Genomic DNA, 25,604 nt, shown 5'->3' with positions numbered 1-25,604 from the left:
GAATTTCCATGGATATCGACCAGTACATGACCGACCTCGGCCGTCGCGCCCGCCAAGCATCGCGGGCCATGGCGCGGGCGTCGACGGCGGCGAAGAACGCCGCGCTCGCAGCCGTCGCCGAGGCGATCGAGCGTGACGCGGCCGCGCTGAAAGAAGCGAATGCGCGCGACGTCGCCAAGGCTCGCGAGAAAGGCCACGATGCCGCGTTCATCGACCGTTTGACGCTGTCGGACAAAGCGCTGAAGACGATGGTGGAAGGCTTGCGGCAAGTCGCCGCGCTGGCCGATCCGATCGGCGAGATCAGCAATCTGAAGTACCGGCCGAGCGGCATTCAGGTCGGTCAGATGCGCGTGCCGCTCGGCGTGATCGGCATCATCTACGAATCGCGTCCGAACGTGACGATCGACGCCGCGGCGCTTTGCCTCAAGTCGGGCAACGCGACCATTCTGCGCGGCGGTTCCGAAGCGCTCGAATGCAATACGGCGCTGGCGAAGCTGATCGGCGAAGGTCTGGAAGCCGCCGGATTGCCGCAGGACGCCGTGCAAGTGGTGGCCACCTCGGATCGCGCGGCGGTCGGCAAGCTGATCACCATGACCGAATACGTCGACGTGATCGTGCCGCGCGGCGGCAAGAGCCTGATCGAGCGCCTGATGAACGAAGCGCGCGTGCCGATGATCAAGCACCTCGACGGCATCTGCCACGTGTACGTCGACGATCGCGCGGACCTGACCAAAGCGCTGACCGTCTGCGACAACGCCAAGACGCACCGCTACGGCACCTGCAATACGATGGAAACGCTGCTGGTCGCGCGCGGTGTGGCGGCCCAGGTGCTGCCGCCGTTGGGCAAGCTGTATCGCGCCAAGGAAGTCGAACTGCGGGTGGACGCCGCGTCGCGCGCGGTGCTGGCGGATGCGGGCGTGGGTCCGCTCGTCGATGCGACCGAAGAAGACTGGCGCACCGAATATCTCGCGCCGGTGCTGGCGATCAAGGTGGTGGACGATCTCGATGCGGCGATCGAGCACATCAACAAGTACAGCTCGCAGCACACCGACGCGATCGTCACCGAAGACCACGATCGCGCGATGCGCTTCCTGCGCGAAGTGGACTCGGCGAGCGTGATGGTCAATGCGTCGACACGGTTTGCCGATGGTTTCGAATTCGGTCTGGGCGCGGAGATCGGCATTTCGAACGACAAGCTGCATGCGCGCGGTCCGGTGGGACTCGACGGGTTGACGTCGATGAAGTACGTCGTGCTCGGGCACGGCGAAGGCCGTCAATAAGGGCGCCTTCGCGGGCTCGTTCTTCGCCTGAGGCGCGCTGATACGCGCGCTTCTCTTTACGCCAATACGCTGTACAAGGATCGTCGATGCTTTGGGTCAAAACGTTTCATATCGTTCTGGTTGCTTCGTGGTTCGCCGGCCTGTTCTATCTGCCGCGCATCTTCGTCAATCTGGCGATGGAAACGGAACCCGCGGCCACGGCGCGTCTGTTGACGATGGCGCGCAAGCTGTTTCGCTTCATGACGTTTATCGCGGTGCCGGCGCTCGCGTGTGGGCTGTGGCTGTGGTTGGTGATTGGCATCGGCAGCGGGCAGGGGTGGATTCACGCGAAGGTTGGTGTGGTGGTGCTGCTGATCGGTTATCACGCGTATTGCGGTGTGTTGTTGCGGACTTTTGAGCGCGGTGAGAATCGCCGGTCGGACAAGTGGTATCGGATGTTTAATGAGTTGCCGGTGCTGGGGATGTTGGCGGCGGTGGCGTTGGTGGTGATCAAGCCGTTTTAACGCGTGGGCGAGCGTTCGCTGCGCTGGTTGGGTTGCAGGTTTGGATTCGTAGAAGGGCGGTTTGCCGGATTCGGCAGACTGCCTTTTTTATTGTTGGTGCTGATGTGCGAAGTGTTGTCTTAGGCTGAACGGCCAGAGCGGTGGTGAGGCTATATTGGGACGGCCAAAGCGTGTGGACGCTGATTTATAATTTCCGAACCACCGGCACCAACCGGTGGTCGAGTTTGACAGCTCGCGCTTGAAACCGCACACCCGTCCAGGCGGGTCGTGCGTCTATCTCTGCACGTCTGTATTTTCTATGGGCGGGCTGTGGTGGAGGAGCCGCAAGGCTCGCCGGATTGTTTCAAGCCCGGTCTGTCATACATGGACGCCCCCAGTTTGCACAGCCGTCATTCGGTGATCGTTAGCAGATGAAGGATTGCAGCCATACATCCGGACTTGTGAGGACTTGCCTCTGTCCCTGATGGAATGTGCAGATCGGTTTCTCGTTAACCCATCGCGCTCGAAGCGCGTGGCAGACCACAGAATTTTCCCGATCCCGGTCTCACCTGTTTTGCCATCACGTCATGATTGCCCGCGCAATCGCTGGAAGCTACCACCTATTCATTAGTTAGTTATCCTGTATCATCTAATATCCGTGTCCATGTGTCAGACGACCGGTGCTGCGCGCCCATAGTCGGAGCAGAACTCCCGGTGATGTGCGAGTAAGGCCCAGGCGATGCGCGCATTGCGGTTGGCAAGTGCCACGGTTGCGATGTTCGTATGTCGCCGTGCAAGCAGACGACCTAGCCAGCTTGTGGAGGTGCCGTCTTTTTGGCGTACGGCGCTGATCACAGCCCGTGCACCGTGGACAAGCAGGCAGCGCAGATAAGCGTCCCCACGTTTGCCGATGCCGAGCAGCACCTGTTTGCCGCCACTTGAGTGCTGGCGCGGCACCAGACCGATCCATGCCGCTAGTTGCCGGCCGCTTGCAAAGCATCGCGCGTCGCCCACTGATGCGACCAGCGCAGTAGCGGTGATGGGTCCGACGCCGGGAATCTGCGCAAGTCTGCGGCTTGCTTCGTTCTCCCGATGCCAGGTCTTTATTTGCGCTTCGAGCAGTTGCACCTGGTGGTCCAACTCCCGCAGATAGTCGAGCTGACGCATGACCAGTTGCCGGAATACGCCCGGCAGTTCGTTACTGGCGTCTTCCAGAAGATCAGGGACATCCTGATGTAGATGATGAATACCTTGCGGCACAACCAGACCGTATTCTGCGAGCAGACTGCGGATCTGGTTGGCGTGGGCGGTACGCGCGGTAACAAATCCTTGCCGGACCCGGTGCAGTGCCAGTATCGCCTGCTGCTCGACGCTTTTGACGGGTACGAACCGCATGTTCGGTCGCGAGACGGCTTCACAGATTGCCTCTGCATCCGCGGCATCATTCTTGTTGCTCTTCACGTAAGGTTTGACGAACTGTGGCGCAATGAGCTTCACCGTATGCCCATACGCCTGCAGCTTTCTCGCCCAGAAGTGTGCACCGCAACAGGCTTCCATGCCGACAAGGCAGGGTTCCAGCGTGGCGAAGAATGGCAGCACCTGAATGCGTTTTAGCTGCTTCCTTAAGACGGGGACGCCGCGCGGGTCGACGCCGTGGACCTGAAAAACGTTCTTGGCAAGGTCAAGGCCAATGGTCGCGATCTTCATGATGCTCTCCTTCGCGCTAACGTTTGAGACCCTTACTTTGGCATATCCGTACCGCAGGAGAGGGGGCGTCCATTCCATTAACTTCGCTACGTGCCCGCTCACCCTCCTTGCAAGCGAGTGTCGGGCGATCCAGTTAAGTTTCGGGAGATCGCACCATGAGCAAAATCGGAAAGAACACCCAACCCGCCTCACGTCCGCCAGTCGATGCCTTGCAGTACGAAAAGCTTGCACTGTCGGCATTCGGTTCGTGTGAACGGCAGTTGACTCAACTCAACCGCTTGGCGACGCTCGCGACTTCGATATATAGGAATCCTGCATTGACGAACCACGAACGACGCAGCCGGCAAGTGCTGCTCGAACTGCTGGTTGAAACGTGCGAGGAGTACGAGCGGGAAGTGGAAGACGACCGCGAGTTGTATCAGGTGATTGCGCTCGATGCGCGAGGGATTGCGCATCGGCGGATTACGGCGGGCGCAGCGGCGAAACTGCTGGCGGAGGCGGGGCAGAAAACCACGCAGGCTCGCGCGGACGCTGAATCGTGCGAAGTTGCGACGCGTAAGGCGACACACGAGAAGGCAGATGCGGTGATTGCTGCGACGGCTCACTGATAGCCCTTGCAGTCCGGTCCAGCAGATGTAAAAGGAGGCGCGAGCAAATCGCGACTTCAATAGCGTTCAAGTCAAAAACGGCGGTCTGCAAGCAGGCCGCCATCTGTCTTTCTCATCGGCGAACCATTTGTGCCGACATGACCCGCCAGCCTTCCGGTTTGCGGACGAACACATCCGTGAACGAATAGTTCACCGGTTGGGCAGTCGCGTCCCGTTTGAACTGATTGGTACCGGTGACTATGGCCGTGTCACCGTTCACGCGCACATCCATATCGATCAGAGTCTGGGTCGAACCTGGCGGCGGCGGCGACGCCAGCAGTAGGTCGGACTTGCTCCGACGCATGCCATTGGGCGCGGTCTCCACGAAAGAGTCGTCGAGCAGTTTATCGAGCGCAACGCGGTCGGTGTGGGTGGTCGCGGTGATCCACGCGTGCTCCAATGTCTTTAGCGTCGCATCATCCGGGTCCGCCGCAAATGCGGGCGTAGCCGTCAAGCAAAGTAAAAGAGCGCCGAACGCGGGACGGAAAACGGACTTCATGTCGTTGGCATCAATAATTTTCATTGTACTTATTGAATTTGATTTTCTGGTTGGTTGGCAGGTGCGGCACGCCTGTATTGCCGTGCGGTGCTTTCGGATGTTTCAGTGTTGCTGTTGAGAAATTTTTTGAATAATTTCAGTTGTCTCGGTGCAATTGAAAAAATTCTAGTTATTTTTGAATGAATAAAAATAAGAAAATTCTCAATCTGTCTGTATTTCTCAGCTCCGCAGCTACTTCAATTCAATAGCGGTGGCAGCTTCTCCCTTCGAGTTTCGCATTCTTCCTAAGGATGCATGACCGATGCGCAATAGCGCGCGGCTCGGTCGCATTTGCGCTGCGGCGATTCGACGCAATGCGAGGCGACGTCTGCACGATGTGTCGGTTAATTCGCACATCCACGCATTCGGATGAACTGTTTGAGATAAGTCCTATTCAATGCGCATTTCACTGAGTCTATCTTTGCGACATCGCCGCATGCATTAATGAGATTAAAGAGAAAATTCTCATTTTCCCAGTTGTTTTGAAAATCGGTTGATTGCGATTGGATGTCTGGGATGCCACCTCATGGCCGACAGCGCGGCGCCGAATGGGTTACCTCATCTTAAATAGGCAGGATTGTGAACAAGTCGTACAAGACCGTTTGGAATGAAACGACCGGGACGTATGTCGCGGTCTCGGAAGTGGCGAAGGCGCGGGGGAAGAAGAGCAAAAGCACGAGAGCAAGTTTGGCGGTGCTGCTGGCAGCTGGGGTAGGGGGCCTTGCGTCACTGCAGGCGAACGCCGGAGCGCTTGACGGTGGCATCGCTAATGGAGGTTCAACTTCGGAAGCGATAGGCGCCGGCGCAACGACCGGCGGAGGCTGGGACGTCGCACTTGGGAGTAATGCGACGACGATTGCTTCCCCAGCAAGCAATTCGCCCGGTGCTATCGCAATCGGCGGAGGAGCAAATGCGTGGGGCGCCAATAACATCAGTTCCGGCGCAAACGTCGCAATCGGCTATCAATCAGTTGCTGGTCGGTCCGACAACAGCATCTCGCAGGCAACTGCGCTGGGTACCAAGGCACAAGCGACGGACTGGGCAACGACCGCCATCGGCGAGCTTGCGATTGCGTCGGGTACTTACTCGACGGTGGTGGGATCGCAATCAAATGCGACCGGAGCTCAATCCACTGTAGTCGGTGCGTTCACGAACGCCTCCGCAACCAACTCGACTGCCATTGGCGAGGGCGCGAACGCGTCGACTACGGGTTCAGTTGCGCTGGGATATAAGTCAACGACGTCTGCGAATCTCTCGTCAGCGGGTTACAACCCGGGCAGCGGCACGCTGTCGGGCACGGCTTCCGCGACCAACGGCGAAGTGTCGGTGGGCTCGGCAGGCAAGGAGCGTCGTGTCACGAATGTGGCGACCGGTTCGGCGGCGACGGATGCAGTGAACGTGAGCCAGTTGCAATCGGAAGACGGCAAGGTCGACCAGCAAGGCACGACGACGGCGGCAGCATTGGGCGGCGGCGCAGCCTACAACAGCACGACGGGTGCGATCAGCGCGCCAAGCTACGCACTGACGAACGCGAACTCGATCGCGGGTACGACGGGCGCGGCGACCAATGTCGGCTCCGCTTTCAGCACGGTGGATACGGCGCTGGGCAAACTCAATACGTCGATCAACAACATCAACAACGGTGCGGGGATCAAGTATTTCCATGTCAATTCAACGTTGGCGGATTCGTTTGCACAGGTGTCCGGTGGGATCGCGATCGGCGGTGGGGCAACTACGCCTTTAGTCAGTGCTGCACATGATTCCATCGCAATTGGCACCAATGCGACCGGTAAAGGCACTAATTCGGTCGCCTTGGGCGCTGGGGCGACTACGGCTTATAACCAATTTGTCGGTTACGCTACCGACCTGGTCGCGATCGGCGCCAACGCAACTGCCAATTTCGATCAAAATATTGCCATTGGCGGTAACTCGATGGCTGGCGGTGTAGGGGCCGGCGCCGGAGCGATCGGCATTGGCGAAAACGCCACCTCGACTGGTACATCGGCAATTGCGATAGGTCAGAAGGCACAGGCCGCGGCGGCGAATGGCACTGCGATTGGCGCGTTGGCGACTGCCGCAAGTCAGTATGATGTGGCGCTCGGTCAAAACGCGTTGGCGAAGAACACGACGGGCTATTCAGCAACGGCGCTGGGCACGGGAACGGCGGCAACGGCGGACTATGCGGCGGCGGTTGGCGCAACCTCGAGCGCGACGGCCGCGGGCGCCACGGCGACGGGCTTCGGCGCCAAGGCGACAGCCAGCAATGCGCTGGCGATCGGCTACGCAGCGAATGCGAGTGCGGCGAACTCGGTAGCGCTCGGCGCGAACTCGACGACGACGGCCAACCTGTCGTCAGCGGGTTACAACCCGGGCAGCGGAACGCTGTCGGGCTCCGCATCGACCGCTAATGGCGAAGTGTCGGTGGGGGCATCGGGCACGGAACGTCGTATCACGAATGTCGCGGCGGGTTCGGCGGCCACGGACGCGGTGAACGTGAGCCAGTTGCAGTCGGAAGACGCGAAGGTCAACACGATCAATAACAACGTGAACAACCTGAGCACCAGCGTCACGAACATCGCGGGCAACGTCACCAACATCAGCAACACGGTGAACAACATCACCAACGGTGGTGGTGTGAAGTATTTCCACGCGAACTCGACACTGGCGGATTCGTCGGCGACGGGGACGGACGCGATTGCGATTGGCGGGAATGCAACGGCGAAAGGTGTGAGCAGCATTGCAATGGGCAGCAACGCGCTCAGCGGCACGGGCACGATGGGAGAGGGGAACATTGCTGTTGGTGAGAACGCCGCGATCAATAATGCTGGCGCAGGTGCGATCGTAATCGGACGCAATGCCAACATCCAGTCAAACGTAAGCGATCGATTCAACGCACCAAGTTGTTGATGGTCGGCGATGGACAGGCGAGTTCTCAGGTCACGCCGGAGACGTTGGAGTCGGTGAGAGGCAGGGGTGCCCGCAATCGTATGCCGGAGGAGGCGCTTCGCTCCGGTCAGCCACTACCAGTTGCAACCTGTTGCTGGCGCGCGTAGTTGAACGGCAGCAGATCGGTTACGTCCGCATCTGGCGCGCGCTGTGGCAGTTCCGTAAGCACGTGCAGCAGATAGTCGTATGGCTCGACACCGCAGGCCCGGCACGTCAGCACGAGACTGTAGATCGTGGCGCTGGCTTTCGCGCCGTCGACCGTATCGCTGAACAGCCACGATTTTCTCGATGTCGCAAAGGGCCTGATGTCCCGCTCACAGACGTTGTTGTCAATCGGGGCACGGCCATCAGTGGCGTAGCGAGCCAGATATTCCCACTGGTTCCGTGTATAGGCGATAGCCTTGCCCAGCAGGCTTTGCGGCACCATCTTCGGCGCCAGTTCATCGAGCCATGCCTTGAACGTTTCGAGCACCGGCGCGCTATGCTGTTGCCGCAGGCGGTATGTGTAGTCGGCGCGGGTCTGACCGGCAGGCAGGTTGCCTTTGGCCAGCGCCTCGACACGGTACAGGGCCTGGAAGTATTCGAGCGCTTTTGCCACGCGTGCGTTCGGCGCCTTCGGTTTTCCGTCATCCCCTTTTTGCTGCGCTGCCTTGTCCGCCTTGACGAACAGCCTGCGCGCATGCGCCATGCAGCCGAAGTGCGTCGCTTTCTTCAGTGTTCGCCAGGCACTGTATCCGTCGCTCATCAACATGCCGCTGTAGTCACCCAGGAACTTCTGCGGATGCGTCTGGCCGCGCCCGGGCTGATACTCGAACAGCACGACCGGTTCGGCACAATCCTGCGCACTCCGGTAGACCCATGCATAGCTTTTGCTCTGCGCCGCCCGACCAGGCTCATTGAGCACCTGAAGCGTCGTCTCGTCGCCGTGAATCAGTGGCTGCGATAGCAGTGTCCTGTACAGCGCGTCGTACAGGCGACGGTAGTGAAGTTCACTGGGGCGGATCACCCATTGCGCGAGCGTGCCCCGACTCACCGGAATCTGCCAGCGGGCAAGTGCCGCCTGCATCCGGTACAACGGCATGCCGTCGACGTATTTCGCGGTCGCGACTGTCGCGATTACCGAGGCATCTGCATGGCTGCCCGGAATCGGCTGCACCGGCATCGGCGCGAGCACGACCGGTGTATGTTCGGCGTGCCGCTCGCAGTGCCGGCACGCATACTTTGCGCGCGCGTTCTGGCGAACCGTCCATTTCACCTCGACGTGCAGCTGTTCACTGACATCCTCGCCGATGCGATGCATCGGATTGCCGCAGCACGGGCAGCCTCGCTGCTCTTCGGGCAGATCGTACTCGACGCGCTCCCGCTTCAGGTATGCCGGCAACGGCTTGCGTCCGGCCTTGCTGCGTTCAGGCTGGCCGATCGTTGGCAAACCGGTGTCGGGCAGCCCGGGCCCCGCATCCTCGTCGCTGGGTTCACTGGCGAGTTGCTCCGCCTCGTCGAACATCCGGTCCTGGCGTTTCTCGCTCTTCGGTGCGTAGCGCTCGGATTGCAGCAGACGGACCTGCTCCTCGAGCTGTTCAATCCGCTGGCTCAGCTCGCCAATGCGCTTCGTGTCGCCGGCTACGCGCTCTTCGAGATCGTGTATGTAGCCCTGGACGGCATGGGGCACGCGCTTGAGATCGGGTGCATTCGTCATGCGCTCCAGGATAGCGCAGTGCGGCACGCTACAGGTTTACGTCAATTTGTAACCAGTGCCCATCGCCTGGCTGACGGGGTACGTGCAGACTAGCCGGCGTGCTCGTAATGTCGGGCAGGATGACGGCGAAGGGCGTCGATATCGATGCCGTCCAGCAGCCAGTGCAACTGCTGCGTTGTCAGCTCGATTACGTCCTCATCGCGTCGCGGCCACACGAAACGGTCTTCCTCGAGCCGGCGCAGCAACAGCCAGAAGCCAGTGCGCTCGTACAGCAGGAGCTTGATCCTGTCGCACTTACGATTGCGGAACGCGTAGACGGCGCCGGCAAGCGGATCCAGCCGCATCGATTCCTCGACCAGAACAGCAAGGGTGTTGATGCCGCACCGGAAATCAACCGGTTCGCGATACAGGTAGACACGCAGGTCGTTGGCGAAGCGCAGCATCACCGGCTCCTCAACGCGTCAATCATCGCCGTGATCAATGCTGGATCCTGCCCACTGCACTCAAGTTCGAGACTCACCCCGTTGGGCAGTCGCGCCACCAGACGCGACGGTGAGGGTGGGAGCGGCGAACCTCGCACGACTTCACGCGGTCTGAGGACCGGCGTCATGCCAGGCGACGAAGGCAGATTTGCGCTTGCCGTCACAGCATCCGGTTCGGCTAACTCCACTACGGGTACGAATTCCGCCGAACCCATGCGGGTCGGCTTCTGCGAGTCTATCTGCGTGACTCGCCTGCGCTCCAGCATGATCCACTTGCGCAGCTGGTTGGCGTTCACGCCAGCCTTGAGTGCGAGGCCTGCCACGGATGCCCCGGGCTTCCCGCACGCCTCGATCAGTCGTCGTTTGCCGTCGGGATCGAAGCAGCGCCGACCGCCTTCATCGATGTGCGTGACTTTGAGAGGGAGAAAATCGAGTTCGTCTGGGGTCATGTTGCGTCCGCAAGTTGAGTGATTGCGGACGCAAGCTTGATCTTCCGACAGCGGACACGCCAGACGGGTAGAAACGATCGCTTACAGTCAAACGGTGGAAACCCGGCCGTGACGGGAGCGGGTGCCATCGTGATTGGCGACGCAGCGACGTCGTACGGCAACAACTCGACGGTTATCGGGACTGGCGCGTCCAGCAGCCATAGTAACAACACGGTGGTGGGCAATAACGCGTCGGCGACAGCCAACGCCGGTGGCGTTGCGGTAGGCGACAGTGCGCAAGCCAATGGCAGCGGCAGCCTCGCGCTGGGCCAGGGCGCGGTTGCCAGCACGACCTCCAGCGTGGCGCTGGGTGCGAATTCGACGACGACGGCGAACCTGTCGGCCGCGGGTTACAACCCGGGCACGGGCACGCTGTCGGGTACGGCATCGACAGCCAATGGTGAAGTGTCGATGGGTTCGGCAGGCAAGGAGCGTCGTGTCACGAACGTGGCAGCCGGTTCAGCGGCAACGGATGCGGTGAACGTGAGCCAGTTGCAGTCGGAAGATGCGAAGGTGAACACGATCAACAACAACGTGAACAACCTGAGCAGCAACGTCAGCAACATCGCTGGCAACGTCACCAACATCAGCAACACGGTGAACAACATCACCAACGGTGGTGGCGTGAAGTACTTCCATGCGAACTCTACGCTGGCGGATTCGTCGGCGACGGGGGCGAACTCGGTCGCGGTGGGTGACAAGGCGTCGTCGCTTGGCGGTTCCTCCGTCGCGATGGGTGACGGCGCGACAGCAGTGGGCGCGGCCAGTATTGCGATTGGCAACAACGCGCAGAACGTCACTGGCGCGAATAATTCGATTGCCATTGGCGGTGATTCGAAGGCGGCGGACAAGTCCGTTTCCCTCGGTAATGGTGCCAATACTTCGCTATCGAGCTGGGGCGTGGCGATCGGCACCAACGCGAATGTTTCTGTTGCGCTTGGCACGGCAATTGGTGGCGGGGCCAACGTGTCCGGTGCGAATTCGACAGCCGTTGGCACGAACGCCGTAGCCTCCGCGACCAATTCGGTGGCGCTGGGAAATGCTTCTACGACGACTGCGAACCTGTCAGCCGCGGGTTACAACCCGGGCAGCGGCACGCTGTCGGGCACGGCATCGACAGCCAATGGCGAAGTGTCGATGGGTTCGGCAGGCAAGGAGCGTCGTGTCACGAACGTGGCAGCCGGTTCGGCCGCAACGGATGCGGTGAACGTGAGCCAGTTGCAGTCGGAAGACGCAAAGGTGAACACGATCAACAACAACGTGAACAACCTGAGCAGTAACGTCAGCAACCTGTCTGCCAACGTCACGAACATCGCGGGCAATGTCACCAACATCAGCAACACGGTGAACAACATCACCAACGGCGGAGGTGTGAAGTACTTCCATGCGAACTCTACGCTGGCGGATGCGTCGGCGACGGGGACGGACGCAGTGGCGATTGGTGGTAACGCAACTGCGTCGGTAGCGAACTCGGTAGCGCTGGGTGCGAATTCGACGACGACGGCCAACCTGTCGGCCGCGGGTTACAACCCGGGCACGGGCACGCTGTCGGGCACGGCATCGACAGCCAACGGCGAAGTGTCGGTGGGTTCGGCAGGCAAGGAGCGTCGTGTCACGAATGTGGCGGCCGGGTCAGCGGCGACGGACGCAGTGAACGTGAGCCAGTTGCAGTCGGAAGACGGCAAGGTCGACCAGCAAGGCACGACCACGGCGGCAGCTTTGGGCGGCGGCGCGGCCTACAACAGCACGACTGGTGCGATCAGCGCTCCGAGCTACGCGCTGACGAACGCGAATGCGATCGCGGGCACGACGGGCGCGGCGACCAATGTCGGCTCCGCTTTCAGCACGGTGGATACGGCGCTGGGCAAACTCAATACGTCGGTCAACAACATCAACAACGGTGCGGGGATCAAGTATTTCCACGTGAACTCGACCGGAGCCGATTCGACGGCGTCGGGCACTAACGCCGTTGCAATCGGCACCGGGGCAACGGCGGCAGCTGGCAATTCAATCGCCATTGGTTCGAACGCCATGACGACTGGTGCGAGCTCGGGTTCGGCCGTTGCAATCGGCGATGGCGCAACCGCAAACAACGTCAGTGCGGCGATGGGATATCACGCTGCGGCAGGCGGCGACAATTCGGTCTCAATCGGCCGCGATAGCAATGCGTCCGGTACGGGCTCGGTGTCGCTTGGCAATGCAGCCACCGCGTCTGCAGCGAATTCGGTAGCCTTGGGCAAGAACTCGACGACGACGGCGAATCTGTCGGCCGCGGGTTACAACCCGGGCAGCGGAACGCTGTCGGGCTCCGCATCGACCGCTAATGGCGAAGTGTCGGTGGGGGCATCGGGCACGGAACGTCGTATCACGAACGTCGCGGCGGGTTCGGCGGCCACGGACGCGGTGAACGTGAGCCAGTTGCAGTCGGAAGACGCGAAGGTCAACACGATCAATAACAACGTGAACAACCTGAGCACCAGCGTCACGAACATCGCAGGCAATGTCACCAACATCAGCAACACGGTGAACAACATCACCAACGGTGGTGGCGTGAAGTACTTCCACGCGAACTCTACCCTGGCGGATTCGTCGGCGACGGGGACGGACGCAGTGGCGATTGGCGGTAACGCAACGGCCTCGGCGGGCAATTCGGTCGCGCTCGGTGCGAACTCGACGACGACGGCAAACCTTTCGGCAGCGGGTTACAACCCGGGCAGCGGGACGCTGTCGGGTACGGCATCGACAGCCAATGGTGAAGTGTCGATGGGTTCGGTAGGCAAGGAACGTCGTGTCACGAATGTGGCGGCGGGCGTGGCTGCAACGGATGCGGTGAACGTGAGCCAGTTGCAGTCGGAAGACGCAAAGGTGAACACGATCAACAACGACGTGAACAACCTAAGCAGCAACGTCACCAACATCGCGGGCAACGTCACGAACATCAGCAACGTGGTGAACAACATCACCAACGGTGGCGACGGCATCAAGTACTTCCACGCGAACTCGACGCTGGCGGACTCGTCGGCGACGGGCACGGACGCGGTGGCAATCGGTGGCAATGCGCAGGCGACGGCGGCCAACTCTGTTGCACTGGGCTCGGGTTCGACGACGACGGCAAACCTTTCGGCCGCGGCATACAACCCGGGTACGGGCAAAGTGTCGGGCGTGACGCCGGCTGGTGAAGTGTCGGTGGGCTCAGCGGGCAAGGAACGTCGCATCACGAACGTCGCGGCCGGTTCGGCAGCCACGGATGCGGTGAACGTGAGCCAGTTGCAATCGGCCATCATCGGCAGCACTGCCGACGCAGTGGCCTATGACGACGGCACAAAAGACACGATCACGCTGCACGGTGCAAGCGGCACCACCAAGATCACGAACCTGAATGCGGGCGATTTAGGCGCGACCAGCACGGATGCGGTGAACGGTTCGCAACTGTACGCGACGAACCAGAACGTGGCGAATGCCATCGGTACAGTCACCAACATCAGCAACGTGGTGAACAACATCACCAACGGTGGCGACGGCATCAAGTACTTCCACGCGAACTCGACACTGGCGGACTCGTTCGCGATGGGCACGGATGCGGTGGCAATCGGTGGCAATGCTCAGGCAACGACAGCCAACTCGGTGGCGCTGGGCTCGAACTCAGTGGCCAACTCGACATCACTGACGACGGCCGGCTTCACGCCGCTCGGCGGCACGGCAATCTCGGCAGCTACGGCAGCCGGTGGTGAAGTGTCGGTGGGCACAGCGGCCAAGGAACGTCGTATCACGAACGTGGCCGCAGGTCTCAATGCCACGGACGCGGTCAACGTAAGCCAGTTGATGTCGGAAGACGCAAAGGTCAGCCAGAACACGAGCGACATTACCAACCTCAGCACGCAGGTCACGAACATCAACGGCCAGATGGGCGATGCGGTGATGTACGACTCGTCGGCACACGATGTGGTGACGTTGGGCGGAGCATCGGGTACGAAGATCACGAACCTGAAGGCTGGCGACCTGGGTGCGACGAGCAAAGACGCGGTGAACGGTTCTCAGCTGTACGCGACGAACCAGAACGTGGCGAATGTTACGGGTACGGTCAACAACATCGCTGGCGATGTCACCAACATCAGCAACGTAGTCAACAACATCACCAACGGTGGTGACGGCATCAAGTATTTCCACGCGAACTCGACGCTGGCGGACTCGTCCGCGACGGGCACGGATGCGGTGGCGATCGGTGGCAATGCTCAGGCAACGACCACCAACTCGGTAGCACTGGGTTCGAACTCGGTGGCCAACTCGACATCACTGACGACGGCCGGCTTCACGCCGCTGGACGGCACGGCAATCTCGGCAGCTACGGCAGTTGGTGGCGAAGTGTCTGTGGGCTCGGCAGGTGCAGAGCGTCGTATCACGAACGTGGCCGCAGGTCTCAATGCCACGGACGCGGTGAACGTGAGCCAGTTGATGTCGGAAGACGCAAAGGTCAGCCAGAACACGAGCGATATTACCAACCTCAGCACTCAGGTCACCAACATCAACGGCCAGATGGGCGATGCGGTGATGTACGACTCGTCGGCGCACGATGTGGTGACGCTGGGCGGAACTTCGGGCACGAAGATCATGAACCTGAAGGCTGGCGACCTGAGTACGACGAGCACGGACGCGGTGAACGGTTCTCAGCTGTACGCGACGAACCAGAACGTGGCGAATGTCAGCGGTACGGTCAACAACATCGCTGGCGATGTCACCAACATCAGCAACGTGGTGAACAACATCACCAACGGTAGCGATGGCATCAAGTACTTCCACGCGAACTCGACACTGGCGGACTCGTCGGCGACGGGCACGGATGCGGTGGCGATCGGTGGCAATGCTCAGGCAACGACAGCCAACTCGGTAGCACTGGGCTCGAACTCGGTGGCGAACTCGACATCACTGACGACGGCCGGTTTCACCCCGCTCGGCGGCACGCCAATCTCGGCAGCTATGGCAACGGGTGGTGAAGTGTCGGTAGGCTCGGCAGGCAAGGAACGTCGCATCACGAATGTTGCAGCGGGCTCGGCCGCTACGGACGCGGTCAACGTAAGCCAGTTGATGTCAGAAGACGCAAAGGTCAACACGGTCAACAACAACGTGAACAGCCTGAGCAACAACGTCAGCAACATTGCTGGCAACGTCACCAACATCAGCAACGTAGTCAACAACATCACCAACGGTGGTGACGGCATCAAGTACTTCCACGCGAACTCGACACTGGCGGACTCGTCGGCGACGGGCACGGATGCGGTGGCGATCGGTGGCAATGCTCAGGCAACGACAGCCAACTCGGTAGCACTGGGCTCGAACTCGGTGGCGAACTCGACGACGCTGACGACGGCCGGCTTCACGCCGCTCGGCGGCACGGCAATCTCGGCAGCTACGGCAACGGGTGGTGAAGTGTCGGTGGGCTCGGCAGGTGCAGAGCGTCGTATCACGAACGTGGCCGCAGGTCTCAATGCCACGGACGCGGTGAACGTGAGCCAGTTGATGTCGGAAGACGCAAAGGTCAGCCAGAACACGAGCGACATCACCAACCTCAGCACGCAGGTCACGAATATCTACGGCCAGATGGGCGATGCGGTGATGTACGACTCGTCGGCGCACGATGTGGTGACGCTGGGCGGAACTTCGGGCACGAAGATCACGAACCTTAAGGCTGGCGACCTGAGTACGACGAGCACGGACGCGGTGAACGGTTCTCAGCTGTACGCGACGAACCAGAACGTGGCGAATGTCAGCGGTACGGTCAACAACATCGCTGGCGATGTCACCAACATCAGCAACGTGGTGAACAACATCACCAACGGTAGCGATGGCATCAAGTACTTCCACGCGAACTCGACACTGGCGGACTCGTCGGCGACGGGCACGGATGCGGTGGCAATCGGTGGCAATGCGCAGGCGACGGCGGCGAACTCGATAGCCCTGGGTTCGGGTGCGACGACGACGGCAAACCTTTCGGCAGCAGGTTACAACCCGGGTAGCGGCACGCTGTCGGGCATGGCCTCGGTGACCAATGGCGAAGTGTCGGTGGGCTCAGCGGGCAAGGAACGTCGCATCACGAACGTTGCAGCGGGCTCGGCCGCTACGGACGCGGTCAACGTAAGCCAGTTGATGTCGGAAGACGCAAAGGTCAGCCAGAACACGAGCGACATTACCAACCTCAACACGCAGGTCACCAACATCGACGGCCGCGTCACGCAGAACACGACGGACATCACGACTTTGACCAACAACATCGACAACGGTGAGGTGGGTCTGGTGCAACAGGATGCAGTGTCACGCAACATCACGGTGGCGAAGGATTCCGACGGCACGGTGGTGGACTTCACGGGCACAGCGGGCACGCGCAAGCTGACGGGCCTGTCGGCTGGCGACTTGAGCGCGACGAGCACGGACGCGGTGAACGGTTCTCAGCTGTACGCGACGAACCAGAACGTGGCGAATGTGGCGAGCAACGTTACCAACATCGCTGGCGATGTCACGAACATCAGCAACGTGGTGAACAACATCACTAACGGTGGCGATGGCATCAAGTACTTCCACGCGAACTCGACACTGGCGGACTCGTTCGCGATGGGCACGGATGCGGTGGCAATCGGTGGCAATGCTCAGGCAACGACAGCCAACTCGGTAGCCCTGGGCTCGAACTCGGTGGCGAACTCGACGACGCTGACGACGGCCGGCTTCACGCCGCTCGGCGGCACGGCAATCTCGGCAGCTACGGCAGCCGGTGGTGAAGTGTCGGTGGGCACAGCGGCCAAGGAACGTCGCATCACCAACCTAGCCGCAGGTCTGAACACCACGGACGCGGTCAACGTGAGCCAGTTGATGTCAGAAGACGCAAAGGTCAACACGGTCAACAACAACGTGAACAGCCTGAGCAACAACGTCAGCAACATTGCTGGCAACGTCACCAACATCAGCAACGTGGTGAACAACATCACCAACGGTGGTGGAGGCATCAAGTACTTCCATGCGAACTCGACACTGGCGGACTCGTCGGCGACGGGCACGGAAGCGGTGGCAATCGGTGGCAATGCTCAGGCAACGACAGCCAACTCGGTGGCACTGGGCTCGGGTTCGACGACGATGGCAAACCTGTCGGCAGCAGGTTACAACCCGGGCAGCGGCACGTTGTCGGGCATGGCCTCGGTGACCAATGGCGAAGTGTCGGTGGGCTCAGCGGACAAGGAACGTCGCATCACGAATGTTGCAGCGGGCTCGGCCGCTACGGACGCGGTCAACGTAAGCCAGTTGATGTCGGAAGACGCAAAGGTCAACCAGAACGCGAGCGACATCACCAACCTCAGCACGCAGGTCACGAACATCAACGGCCAGATGGGCGATGCGGTGATGTACGACTCGTCGGCGCACGATGTGGTGACGCTGGGCGGAACTTCGGGCACGAAGATCACGAACCTTAAGGCCGGCGACCTGAGTGCGACGAGCACGGATGCGGTGAATGGTTCACAGCTGTATGCGACGAACCAGAACGTGGCGAATGTCATCGGTACAGTCACCAACATCAGCAACGTGGTGAACAACATCACCAACGGTGGTGGAGGCATCAAGTACTTCCATGCGAACTCGACACTGGCGGACTCGTCGGCAACGGGCACGGAAGCGGTGGCAATCGGTGGCAATGCTCAGGCAACGACAGCCAACTCGGTGGCACTGGGCTCGGGTTCGACGACGATGGCAAACCTGTCGGCAGCAGGTTACAACCCGGGCAGCGGCACGTTGTCGGGCATGGCCTCGGTGACCAATGGCGAAGTGTCGGTGGGCTCAGCGGACAAGGAACGTCGCATCACGAATGTTGCAGCGGGCTCGGCCGCTACGGACGCGGTCAACGTAAGCCAGTTGATGTCGGAAGACGCAAAGGTCAACCAGAACGCGAGCGACATCACCAACCTCAGCACGCAGGTCACGAACATCAACGGCCAGATGGGCGATGCGGTGATGTACGACTCGTCGGCACACGATGTGGTGACGCTGGGCGGAGCATCGGGTACGAAGATCACGAACCTGAAGGCTGGCGACCTGGGTGCGACGAGCACGGACGCGGTGAACGGTTCTCAGCTGTACGCGACGAACCAGAACGTGGCGAATGTTACGGGTACGGTCAACAACATCGCTGGCGATGTCACCAACATCAGCAACGTGGTGAACAACATCACCAACGGTGGCGATGGCATCAAGTACTTCCACGCGAACTCGACGCTGGCCGACTCGTCCGCGACGGGCACGGATGCGGTGGCGATCGGTGGCAATGCTCAGGCAACGACAGCCAACTCGGTAGCACTGGGCTCGAACTCGGTGGCGAACTCGACGACGCTGACGACGGCCGGTTTCACCCCGCTCGGCGGCACGCCAATCTCGGCAGCTATGGCAACGGGTGGTGAAGTGTCGGTAGGCTCGGCAGGCAAGGAACGTCGCATCACGAATGTTGCAGCGGGCTCGGCCGCTACGGACGCGGTCAACGTAAGCCAGTTGATGTCAGAAGACGCAAAGGTCAACACGGTCAACAACAACGTGAACAGCCTGAGCAACAACGTCAGCAACATTGCTGGCAACGTCACCAACATCAGCAACGTGGTCAACAACATCACCAACGGTGGCGGTGGCATCAAGTACTTCCACGCCAACTCGACGCTTGCCGATTCCTCAGCAACGGCGACGGACAGCCTGGCGGCAGGTCCGGCAGCAGTGGCAAGCGCCACCAATGCAGTCGCACTGGGTAACGGTGCGAAAGCGTCCAACGCCGGCGCGGTTGCACTGGGCGCGGGTTCCATGACGACAACGGCGGTGGCGACTTCCGGCACGATGATCGGCGGTATCACCTACACGTTTGCTGGCACGGCTGCGTCGAGCACCGTGAGCGTGGGCGCAGCGGGTAGTGAGCGCACGATCACGAACGTGGCGGCTGGCCGCGTGAGCGCGACGAGCACGGATGCGGTCAATGGCAGCGAACTGTATGCAACCAACCAGCAGGTGACGCAGAACTCTACCGACATCACCAACCTGACCAACACTGTCAACAATGGTGGGGTGGGCCTGGTGAAGCAGGATGCGACGACGCGCAACATCACAGTCGCGAAGGACACCAACGGTACGGTGGTGGACTTCACGGGCACGGCGGGTGTGCGCAAACTGACGGGCGTGTCGGCAGGCGACGTGAACGCGAAGAGCGTGGACGCCGTGAGCGGTTCGCAACTGTACGCACTGGCCAGTTCGACGGCGGATGCGATGGGCGGCGGTTCCTCCGTGAACCCGGATGGTTCGGTTACAGCTCCGTCGTATGTGGTGAATGGCACGACTGTCAACAACGTGGGTGACGCGATTACCAACCTTGACGGCCGCGTGGCGCAGAACTCGACTGACATCACCAATATCAACAACACGCTGAACAACATCAGCACCGGTAGCGGCGTCATGTACTTCCACGCCAACTCGGGTTTGGCTGATTCGCAGGCGACAGGCGCGGAGTCGGTGGCGATCGGCGGTAACGCCCGGTCGCAGGCGGCGAACTCGGTTGCATTGGGTTCGAATTCGGTGGCTGACCGTGCCAACACGGTGTCGGTGGGCGCGGCCGGTGCGGAGCGCCAGATCACCAATGTGGCGGCCGGTACGGCGGACACGGATGCAGTGAACGTCGCGCAGTTGAAGGCGTCGGGCGTGATCAATACGGATGGCACGACCAACGCCGCCGTCACGTATGACCACAACGCGGACGGTTCGGCCAACTACAACACCGTCACCATGGGTAACGGTGTGGCAGGCGGCACGACGATCCGCAACGTGGCGGCAGGCTCGGCCGGTGACGATGCGGTCAACGTCAGCCAGATGAATGCGGCGATCTCCTCCGTTAAGAATCTCGCTATCTCGGGCGGCAATCCGATGTTCGCAGCAGACGGCAACCGTGACACGGAAGCCGCGCTCGCCAGCGGCACGCATTCGACGGCAATGGGTGCGAATGCGCGGGCGACCGGGGCCAACTCGGTGGCACTGGGTGCGAACTCGGTGGCGGACCGTGACAACACGGTGTCGGTGGGCTCGGCGGGCAACGAACGTCAGATCGCCCATGTCGCAGCAGGTACGGCAACCACCGACGCGGTCAACGTCGGCCAGTTGAACGAGGCGATCGGCGCGTCGGTGGGCAACCTGCCGGCCGGCACGTCGGCGAAGGACTATACCGACCAGCAGATCAACGCGGTGCAGAACGGCGTGAATCAGGTCGCGCGGAATGCGTATGCGGGTATCGCGGCGGCTACCGCGCTGACCATGATTCCGGACGTCGATCAAGGCAAGACGATCGCGGTTGGTGTCGGCGGTGGCTCGTACAAGGGTTCGCAGGCTGTGGCGCTCGGCGTCTCGGCGCGCATCACCCAGAACCTGAAGATGAAGGCCGGCGCGGGCACGAGCTCGCAAGGCACGACGGTAGGTGTGGGTGCGTCCTACCAGTGGTAAGTGCCATGACGGGTGGGGCGTGAGTCTCGTCCGTCAGCCTGGTCTGTTTTGACTTAACAGCAAGCGCGCTCTTGTCCGCAAAAAACACGCGGCAAGGGCGCCGCTTCAATCGACTGAATTCCCGAAATGAACACCACTCTTTCCAAGTCTCCGCGCGTGCTGCTACTCGGCGCGCTCGTGACATTTCTTGCTGCATGTACCACGCAGTCGGGTCCAACCTATACGCTTCGCGCAGTGAGCGTGCCGAACCAGCAGGCGCCGATTTATCGGGTCAACTGCGAGGGACTCTTTGAAAGCGCGAAGAGTTGCGTGCGTGTGGCGGGGGAGACCTGTAAGACTCAACCTGTGACATGGCTCGAAGCAGTGGATCGCGTGAGCGACGCCGCACCGAAGAAGGATCCGCGCGAGTTGACCTTCATGTGCGGCAAGCCGGTTGTGGAGCAACCGGTTTCGCAGCCGCCGGTTGCGCAACAACCGGTTCCGCCGCAGCCCGCTGCGCAGCCGCAAGCCAAACAGGCGGTGCCGCAGGTTCGGTTACTGCTGCAAGGCAACGCGAACTTCGCAACGGATAGCGCAATGCTTAGCCCCATTGCAAAGAAAAACCTCGACCACTTCATGAGCGTGAATCAGGGCATCAACCTGCATCGCTTGACGGTGGTGGGTTATACCGATGCGACAGGTTCGGAGGCGCATAACCTGAACCTCTCCCAGGCTCGTGCCGCCGCTGTCGTGCAATATCTGCGCGACGGCGGGCTCCACGTCGACCAGTTCGTCGCGCGAGGTCTGGGGAGCGCCGATCCGGTTGCATCGAATGCCACGGCCGAAGGCCGCATGCAGAACCGCCGCGTCGACGTCCGCGTATTTGCGGAGTAAAGAGCAGCGCGCATTGTTTGATCTCAAAGGCCTGCCATCGCGCAGGCCTTCTTTATCTCGTGGGCATCAACTCTCGCCATCGACCCTCAACCGTCCGATCACCCCTTTCGCCTGTCCCACCCGCTCCACCAACTCGGGGCCGCGCTTGAGCGCGACGCCGACCGCCAGAATGTCGCCGATCGCCAGATGCGACATGCGCGATGTCATCGGCGAAAACACATCGTTTTCTTCGACCACGTTCGAGAACAGGCAGATCGACGCGACCCGCGCGAGCGGTGAGCTGCCATGCGTGATCGCGATCACTTTCGCGCCGCGGGCAAGCGCCGAACGCGCGGCTTCGATGATATCGCGGGTGCGGCCGGTATTCGATACCGCCACCACCACATCGCCGGGTCCGAGCAGCGCCGCCGACATCGAATAGGTATGCGGATCGGAGTACGCGACGCTCGGCATGCCGAGCCGGAAAAACTTGTGCTGGATATCCTGCGCGGCAATGCCCGAGCCGCCCGCCCCGTAGAACTCGATGCGCGCCGCGTTCGCCAGCAGATCGACGGCCGCTTCGACGCTATCCGGTGACAAGCTGTTGCGCACTTCGATCAGCGTGCCGATGGTCCGGTCGAAAACTTTGGCGATGAGACCGGGCGCGCCCTCGTCCGGCCGTACGTCCCGATAGACGGTCGGCACACCCGACGCAATCCCCTGCGCAAGCCGGATCTTGAACTCGCGAAACCCCGAAAAGCCGAGCGCATGACAAAACCGCGCAATGGTCGGCTGGCTCACGCCCGCGCGGGCGGCCACTTCGGTCATGGACAAGTCGAGCACTTCGCGCGGCGCTTCGATCACGTAATCGGCCAGTTTGCGTTCGGACGGCCGCAACTGGTCGCGCATCTCTTCCACCTGGGACAGCATCATTGGAAAACTCGCACTATGCTGAAGAATGCGTGGACTATATCCGATTGCTGGGCATGTACAAAAACTACATTTCTAGCGGTAGGTGTAATCCCTAGACCCTAGGTGTCATGCGCGAAAACTAGGCTGGTCGGGCGTTGCGAACCGGTGATCGATGCCGCAGCGCAGCAGCGCTCGTCCTTGTGATCATGTAGTTTTTCTACTAAGATGGCGCTGTTAACTGATCCGACATCCCCGCGATACCTACCTGGCCTGGTGCGCGCCCGCCCGCCGCCAGCGACGAAGGAGTTCCGATGGTTTCCCCGCATTCGCAATTGTTGAAGGTCACGCAACGCGTGGTCGAGCGCAGCAAGCCTACGCGCGAGGCGTATCTGGCCCGCATCGATCAGGCGCAAGGCCGGTTCCCGGCGCGCGGTGCGCTCTCGTGCGCCAATCTGGCCCACGGTTTCGCCGGGCTCGAAGGCAACGACAAGCTCGTCATCAAGCAGATTCGCGAGCCGAACATCGGCATCGTGTCCTCGTACAACGAAATGTTGTCGGCCCACGCGCCGTACAAAAACTACCCGGACATCATCAAGCAGGCCGCGCGTGAAAACGGCGGCGTCGCGCAATTCGCGGGCGGCGTGCCGGCCATGTGCGACGGCGTCACGCAAGGCAACGCGGGCATGGAACTGTCGCTGTTCTCGCGCGAAGTGATCGCGATGAGCACGGCGGTCGCGCTGACGCACAACATGTTCGACGCGGCACTGTGCCTCGGCATCTGCGACAAGATCGTGCCGGGCTTGCTGATCGGCGCGCTGCAATTCGGCCATCTGCCGACCATCTTCGTGCCGGCCGGCCCGATGGGCAGCGGCCTGTCCAACGACGATAAGGCCAAGACGCGCCAGCTCTTCGCCACCGGCCAGTGCGGCCGCGACGCGCTGCTCGAAGCGGAAGCCGCCGCGTATCACAGCCACGGCACCTGCACGTTCTACGGCACGGCAAATAGCAATCAGATGCTGATGGAAGTGATGGGTTTGCATCTGCCGAGTTCGGCTTTCGTGCATCCGCATACGCCGCTGCGCGACGCATTGACCGCGCAGGCCGCGCGCCGCGTGCTCGATCTGACGGTCGAGCGCGGCAACTACATGCCGATTGGCCACGTGGTCGACGAGAAAGCGATTGTCAACGGCATCGTCGCGTTGCTGGCGACAGGCGGCTCGACCAATCACACGCTGCACCTGGTGGCGATTGCGCGCGCGGCGGGCATCGTGATCGACTGGGACGACTTCGACGCGCTATCGCAAGCCGTGCCGTTGCTCGCGAAGATCTATCCGAATGGCAAGGCCGACGTGAACCACTTCCATGCGGCCGGCGGCGTCGCGTTCCTGGTGCGCAATCTGCTGGAAGGCGGCTTGCTTCACGAAGACGTCAACACGGTCGCGGGCAAGGGACTCAAGCACTACACCGAAGAGCCGAAGCTGATCGACGGCAAGCTGCAATGGGTGCCGGGCGCCGAAGCCAGCGAAGACACGGCCGTGCTGCGCGGCATCAAGGAGCCGTTCCAGCCGGATGGCGGCTTGCGTCTGATGCAGGGCAAGCTCGGCCGCGGCGTGATCAAGATTTCGGCGGTGGCGGCGCAGCATCGCAAGGTGAAGGCGCCGGCGATCGTGTTCGATTCTCAGGAAGCCGTGCAGGAAGCGTTCGACAAAGGCGAACTGAAGCGCGACTTCATCGCGGTGGTGCGCTTCCAGGGCGCGCGCGCAAACGGCATGCCTGAACTGCATCGTTTGACGCCGCTGCTCGGTGTGTTGCAGGATCAAGGTTTCCATGTCGCGCTGGTCACGGATGGCCGTATGTCAGGCGCATCGGGCAAGGTGCCTGCGGTCATTCACCTGTCGCCGGAAGCCTTGCTGCAAGGCCCGATCGGCAAGGTGCGCACGGGCGACATATTGGTGATCGACGCCGAAGCCGGCGTGCTCGACATCGAGATCGACGTGGCCGAATGGGCCGCGCGGCCGAATGTCCAGCCGCTACATCAGGCGGAAAACGAAGTCGGCTTCGGCCGCGAACTGTTCGGTGTGTTCCGCGCGGCGGCGGCGCCGGCGGAGCAGGGTGCGTCGGTATTCGGCGCGATGGTGGGCGAGCATTCGGCGCATCACGGCGAAGCGGCAAAAGCTCACACCGGCAAACATACAAGCACCACTCAAGCCAGCTAAGCGCTGCAGAACAAGGAGTCTGACTATGACGTCGAAAACAGTAAGCGATATCGTGCGCCTCGGCCCGGTGATTCCGGTGCTCGCGTTCGACTCGGTCGAACAGGGTGAGCAGGTGTCGCGTGCGCTGCATGCGGGTGGCGTGAAGGTGCTGGAAATCACCCTGCGCACGGCGGCCGGCCTGGAAGCGATTGAACGCGCGAGCCAGCTGGCCGAGGATATCGTGGTCGGTGTCGGCACGATTACGAAGCCCGAGCACTGCGCTCAGGCCAAAAAGGCGGGCGCACAGTTCGGCGTCTCGCCGGGTTTGACGAAAGACATGCACAAGGCCGCACAGGACGCGGGCTTGCCGCTCCTGCCGGGCGTGATGACGCCGACCGACATCATCACTGCGCTCGAACTCGGCTACGAGATCGTGAAGTTTTTCCCGGCCCAGCAGGCCGGCGGCGTGCCGATGCTGCAAGCTTTCTACGGCCCGTTCCTGAATCTGAAATTCTGCCCGACCGGCGGTATCACGGCCGAATCGGCTTCGACTTTCCTGTCGCTGCCGAACGTGGTGTGCGTCGGCGGTTCGTGGCTCACGCCGAAAGCCGCGCTTGCTTCGCACAACTGGGAAGAGGTCACGCGTCTCGCGCGCGCCGCGAGCCAATTGGCCGCGCCCGCCCACTAAGTTGATGCGGCGCGCACGTTAAGCCGTTATCAAGGCCCTATGCAAAGGAGCCTCGTCGATACAGCCGTTCGGGCTGTCGCGGCGAGGCTCCTTTTCGATATGCGCGACGAAGCGGTGCGCGTGGGCAGACGACACACAGTAAAATTCGGCGTCCGCGCGGTGAGCCCGGTTTCAGGGCGCCGCACAGGTCACCG

The 25,604-nt window shown here is 61.4% G+C and carries 14 protein-coding genes; 8 read left to right on the top strand and 6 right to left on the bottom strand.

The features are described 5' to 3' along the window. Positions 1–8 precede the first annotated feature (8 nt). Together PDMSB3_RS17520 and PDMSB3_RS17515 are read left to right on the top strand one after the other, a co-directional pair. A complete protein-coding gene (locus tag PDMSB3_RS17520) occupies positions 9–1,280 on the top strand; it encodes a glutamate-5-semialdehyde dehydrogenase (RefSeq protein WP_165187055.1) in 1,272 nt (423 codons plus the stop codon). Between the two features lie 86 nt (positions 1,281–1,366). Continuing rightward, positions 1,367–1,783 carry a CopD family protein gene (locus tag PDMSB3_RS17515; protein ID WP_007180398.1) on the top strand — a complete coding sequence of 139 codons (417 nt, stop codon included), beginning with the start codon at positions 1,367–1,369 and terminating at the stop codon, positions 1,781–1,783. Between the two features lie 648 nt (positions 1,784–2,431). Here PDMSB3_RS17515 and PDMSB3_RS17510 read toward each other — a convergent pair. Then, entirely contained in the window at positions 2,432–3,469 is a 1,038-nt protein-coding gene (locus PDMSB3_RS17510; protein WP_007175844.1) for an IS110 family RNA-guided transposase, read from the bottom strand. A 155-nt stretch (positions 3,470–3,624) separates the two neighbouring features. On the opposite strand from PDMSB3_RS17510, the gene PDMSB3_RS17505 reads away from it, so the two are divergent. Beyond that, positions 3,625–4,077 carry a hypothetical protein gene (locus tag PDMSB3_RS17505; RefSeq protein WP_165187053.1) on the top strand — a complete coding sequence of 151 codons (453 nt, stop codon included), beginning with the start codon at positions 3,625–3,627 and terminating at the stop codon, positions 4,075–4,077. 112 nt (positions 4,078–4,189) lie between these two features. On the opposite strand, the gene PDMSB3_RS17500 is transcribed toward PDMSB3_RS17505, so the two are convergent. Next, positions 4,190–4,639: a nuclear transport factor 2 family protein gene (locus PDMSB3_RS17500; protein WP_007180401.1), complete on the bottom strand. Its 450-nt coding sequence runs from the start codon at positions 4,637–4,639 to the stop codon at positions 4,190–4,192. A gap of 594 nt (positions 4,640–5,233) precedes the next feature. Here PDMSB3_RS17500 and PDMSB3_RS17495 point away from each other — a divergent pair. After that, positions 5,234–7,561: an ESPR-type extended signal peptide-containing protein gene (locus tag PDMSB3_RS17495; protein ID WP_165187050.1), complete on the top strand. Its 2,328-nt coding sequence runs from the start codon at positions 5,234–5,236 to the stop codon at positions 7,559–7,561. 106 nt (positions 7,562–7,667) lie between these two features. On the opposite strand, the gene tnpC is transcribed toward PDMSB3_RS17495, so the two are convergent. From tnpC to tnpA, 3 genes are all read right to left on the bottom strand, one after another. Further along, complete coding sequence (tnpC, locus tag PDMSB3_RS17490; protein WP_165187048.1) at positions 7,668–9,296, bottom strand: IS66 family transposase; 1,629 nt, start codon at positions 9,294–9,296, stop codon at positions 7,668–7,670. A gap of 89 nt (positions 9,297–9,385) precedes the next feature. Then, positions 9,386–9,739, bottom strand: coding sequence for an IS66 family insertion sequence element accessory protein TnpB (tnpB, locus tag PDMSB3_RS17485; RefSeq protein ID WP_165187046.1), 354 nt, complete (start codon positions 9,737–9,739; stop codon positions 9,386–9,388). Further along, entirely contained in the window at positions 9,739–10,227 is a 489-nt protein-coding gene (tnpA, locus tag PDMSB3_RS17480; protein ID WP_165187044.1) for an IS66-like element accessory protein TnpA, read from the bottom strand. The genes tnpB and tnpA overlap by 1 nt, the downstream gene beginning before the upstream one ends. A 129-nt stretch (positions 10,228–10,356) precedes the next feature. Here tnpA and PDMSB3_RS17475 point away from each other — a divergent pair, with 129 nt between their 5' ends. Then, positions 10,357–20,763, top strand: a complete 10,407-nt coding sequence (locus PDMSB3_RS17475) for a YadA-like family protein (RefSeq protein WP_232064223.1) — start codon at positions 10,357–10,359, stop codon at positions 20,761–20,763. A gap of 126 nt (positions 20,764–20,889) precedes the next feature. Beyond that, positions 20,890–21,636, top strand: a complete 747-nt coding sequence (locus PDMSB3_RS17470) for an OmpA family protein (protein WP_007180404.1) — start codon at positions 20,890–20,892, stop codon at positions 21,634–21,636. 66 nt (positions 21,637–21,702) lie between these two features. On the opposite strand, the gene PDMSB3_RS17465 is transcribed toward PDMSB3_RS17470, so the two are convergent. After that, positions 21,703–22,548, bottom strand: coding sequence for a MurR/RpiR family transcriptional regulator (locus PDMSB3_RS17465; RefSeq protein WP_007180405.1), 846 nt, complete (start codon positions 22,546–22,548; stop codon positions 21,703–21,705). Between the two features lie 290 nt (positions 22,549–22,838). On the opposite strand from PDMSB3_RS17465, the gene edd reads away from it, so the two are divergent. After that, complete coding sequence (gene edd, locus PDMSB3_RS17460; RefSeq protein ID WP_007180406.1) at positions 22,839–24,743, top strand: phosphogluconate dehydratase; 1,905 nt, start codon at positions 22,839–22,841, stop codon at positions 24,741–24,743. 25 nt (positions 24,744–24,768) lie between these two features. Next, on the top strand, positions 24,769–25,410 hold the full coding sequence (gene eda, locus PDMSB3_RS17455) for a bifunctional 4-hydroxy-2-oxoglutarate aldolase/2-dehydro-3-deoxy-phosphogluconate aldolase (RefSeq protein ID WP_165187039.1): 642 nt from the start codon (positions 24,769–24,771) through the stop codon (positions 25,408–25,410). The last annotated feature ends 194 nt before the right edge of the window (positions 25,411–25,604 follow it).

This window comes from Paraburkholderia dioscoreae (genome assembly GCF_902459535.1).
GTDB classification, from domain to species: domain Bacteria; phylum Pseudomonadota; class Gammaproteobacteria; order Burkholderiales; family Burkholderiaceae; genus Paraburkholderia; species Paraburkholderia dioscoreae.
This window is presented reverse-complemented; position numbering and strand designations above follow the sequence as displayed.

Excerpts from the sequence above, each read along its gene's own strand:
- PDMSB3_RS17470 (WP_007180404.1), top strand. The coding sequence starts at position 20,890 with ATGAACACCACTCTTTCCAAGTCTCCGCGCGTGCTGCTACTCGGCGCG.
- tnpA (WP_165187044.1), bottom strand. The coding sequence starts at position 10,227 with ATGACCCCAGACGAACTCGATTTTCTCCCTCTCAAAGTCACGCACATC.
- PDMSB3_RS17505 (WP_165187053.1), top strand. The coding sequence starts at position 3,625 with ATGAGCAAAATCGGAAAGAACACCCAACCCGCCTCACGTCCGCCAGTC.
- PDMSB3_RS17465 (WP_007180405.1), bottom strand. The coding sequence starts at position 22,548 with ATGATGCTGTCCCAGGTGGAAGAGATGCGCGACCAGTTGCGGCCGTCC.
- PDMSB3_RS17520 (WP_165187055.1), top strand. The coding sequence starts at position 9 with ATGGATATCGACCAGTACATGACCGACCTCGGCCGTCGCGCCCGCCAA.
- edd (WP_007180406.1), top strand. The coding sequence starts at position 22,839 with ATGGTTTCCCCGCATTCGCAATTGTTGAAGGTCACGCAACGCGTGGTC.
- PDMSB3_RS17515 (WP_007180398.1), top strand. The coding sequence starts at position 1,367 with ATGCTTTGGGTCAAAACGTTTCATATCGTTCTGGTTGCTTCGTGGTTC.
- tnpC (WP_165187048.1), bottom strand. The coding sequence starts at position 9,296 with ATGACGAATGCACCCGATCTCAAGCGCGTGCCCCATGCCGTCCAGGGC.
- tnpB (WP_165187046.1), bottom strand. The coding sequence starts at position 9,739 with ATGCTGCGCTTCGCCAACGACCTGCGTGTCTACCTGTATCGCGAACCG.
- PDMSB3_RS17510 (WP_007175844.1), bottom strand. The coding sequence starts at position 3,469 with ATGAAGATCGCGACCATTGGCCTTGACCTTGCCAAGAACGTTTTTCAG.
- eda (WP_165187039.1), top strand. The coding sequence starts at position 24,769 with ATGACGTCGAAAACAGTAAGCGATATCGTGCGCCTCGGCCCGGTGATT.
- PDMSB3_RS17500 (WP_007180401.1), bottom strand. The coding sequence starts at position 4,639 with ATGAAAATTATTGATGCCAACGACATGAAGTCCGTTTTCCGTCCCGCG.